The sequence below is a fragment of the Azohydromonas aeria genome (genome assembly GCF_009760915.1).
GTDB classification, from domain to species: domain Bacteria; phylum Pseudomonadota; class Gammaproteobacteria; order Burkholderiales; family Burkholderiaceae_C; genus Azohydromonas; species Azohydromonas aeria.
Genome location: NZ_VIDQ01000178.1, coordinates 1 through 2039, shown reverse-complemented (window position 1 = coordinate 2039; position 2039 = coordinate 1). Strand labels below are relative to the sequence as shown.

The 2039-nt window shown below is 69.2% G+C and carries 3 protein-coding genes; all 3 read right to left on the bottom strand.

Annotated features, from left to right (window positions below; all coding sequences use genetic code 11):
- Positions 1 to 533, bottom strand: a 533-nt coding sequence (locus FJ694_RS36300) for a 2Fe-2S iron-sulfur cluster-binding protein (RefSeq protein ID WP_198321193.1), incomplete at its 3' end; no start/stop codon positions are given.
- Positions 530 to 850, bottom strand: coding sequence for a sarcosine oxidase subunit delta (locus tag FJ694_RS36295; protein ID WP_157272370.1), 321 nt, complete (start codon positions 848 to 850; stop codon positions 530 to 532). The genes FJ694_RS36300 and FJ694_RS36295, both read right to left, overlap by 4 nt.
- A gap of 30 nt (positions 851 to 880) precedes the next feature.
- On the bottom strand, positions 881 to 2039 hold a 1159-nt coding region (locus FJ694_RS36290; protein ID WP_157272369.1), incomplete at its 5' end, for a sarcosine oxidase subunit beta family protein.

Here is a 2039-nt window from a genome sequence, read left to right as displayed (position 1 = left end):
GCGCCGCCGCCGACCACCAGCACGTCCACGTGGTGATACAGGTGGTCGTAGTGGTCCGGATCGGCCTCGGTCGGCGCGCTGCCGAAGCCGGCGAACTTGCGGATCACGGCCTCATACGCCGGCCACAGCTTGCGCGGCCACTTGAAGGTCTTGCTGTAGAAGCCCGCGGGCATGAAGCGCGAGGCCTTGCCCAGCGTGGCCTTGAGGTCGAAGTCCAGGCTGGGCCAGCCGGAGGTGGTGGCGGCCTTCAGGCCCTCGTACAGCTCGGCCTGCGTGGCCTTGATGTTGGGGACGGTGTGCGGCCCCTCCTCCATCTGCACCAGCGCGTTGGGCTCCTCGGCGCCGGCGCCCAGGATGCCGCGCGGGCGGCCGTACTTGAAGCTGCGCGCCAGGCGCTGGTAGCCGTTGGCCAGCAGCGCGGAAGCGAGCGTGTCGCCGGCGTAGCCGGTGAGCGGCTTGCCGTCGAAGGTGAAGGTCACCTTGCGGCGCGTGTCGATGCGCGCGCCGGCGACTTCAACGCGTTGGGCGGTCATGCGCGGACTCCTTGGGTTTGTTCCTGCTCGACTTCGGCTTCGAACAGCGGCTTGGCCTCGGCCAGCGTCCAGGTGCCGGAGATCTCGTAGGTGGCGGTGTTGCGCCGCACCGCGAAGACCTTGCGGCACGCGGCGCTGTGCTGCCACTGCTCCCAGAACCAGCCCTTGGGGTTGCGGCGCATGAAGAGGTAGTCGCCCCAGGTGGCGTCGTCCACGCTCTCGGGCTTGTCGGGGCGGGCGATGAAGGCCTCGCCGGCGTAGCTGAACTCCTCTTCGTCGCGGAGCTCGTTGCAGTACGGGCAGTGCAGTCGCAGCATGGTGCGGGTGTCCTTGAGCGAAAAGCGGGTTCAGTGCGCGACGGCGGCGGCGCCGTGCTCGTCGATGAGGTGGCCGGTGGAGAAGCGGTCCAGCGAGAAGGCCTCGTTGAGCGGGTGCGGCCGGTCGTTGGCAATGGTGTGGGCGAAGACGTGGCCCGAGCCGGGCGTGGCCTTGAAGCCGCCGGTGCCCCAGCCGCAATTGAAGTACAGGCCCTGCACCCTGGTCTTGCTGATGATCGGGCAGGCGTCGGGCGAGACGTCCACGATGCCGCCCCACTGCCGGTTCATGCGCACGCGCGAGAACTGCGGGAACAGCTCGATGATGGCCGCGGCGGTGTGGTCGATGACGTGCGGGCTGCCGCGCTGGCCGTAGCCCAGGTAGCTGTCGATGCCCGCGCCGATGACGAGCTCGCCCTTGTCGGACTGGCTGAGATACCCGTGCACGTGGTTGCTCATGATCACGGTGTCGATGACGCGCTGCATCGACTCCGAGACGAAGGCCTGCAGCGGGTGGCTCTCGATGGGCAGCCGGATGCTGGCCATGCGCGCCAGCACCGAGGAGTGGCCGGCGGCCACGCAGCCCACGCGGCTGGCCTTGACGTAGCCCTGGCTGGTCTGCACGCCCTGCACGCGCCCGTTCTGGATGTCCAGGCCCGTGACCTCGCAGTTCTCGATCAGGTCCACCCCCAGGCGGCTGGCGGCGCGGGCGAAGCCGCGCGCCACGGCGTCGTGGTGGGCGATGCCCGCGCGCGGCTGCCAGCTCGCGCCCAGCACGGGATAGCGGCGGCTGGCGCTGCAGTCGAGCTGCGGGATCTTCTCCTGCACTTCCGCGGCGGTGAGCACGTGGGCGTCGATGCCCTGGAGCCGGTTGGCGTTGACGCGGCGCTCGATGTCGCGCATGTCCTGCAGCGTGTGGCCGAGGTTGAAGACCCCGCGCTGGCTGAACATGACGTTGAAGTTGAGGTCCTCGGTCAGCCCTTCCCAGAGCTTCATGCCGTGCTCGTAGAGCAGCGCGGCCTCGTCCCAGAGGTAGTTCGAGCGCACGATGGTGGTGTTGCGCGCCGTGTTGCCGCCGCCCAGGTAGCCCTTCTCCAGCACGGCGATGCGGCCGACCTTGTGGTTCTTGGCGAGGTAGTAGGCCGTGGCCAGGCCGTGGCCGCCGCCGCCGATGATCACCACGTCATAGCTG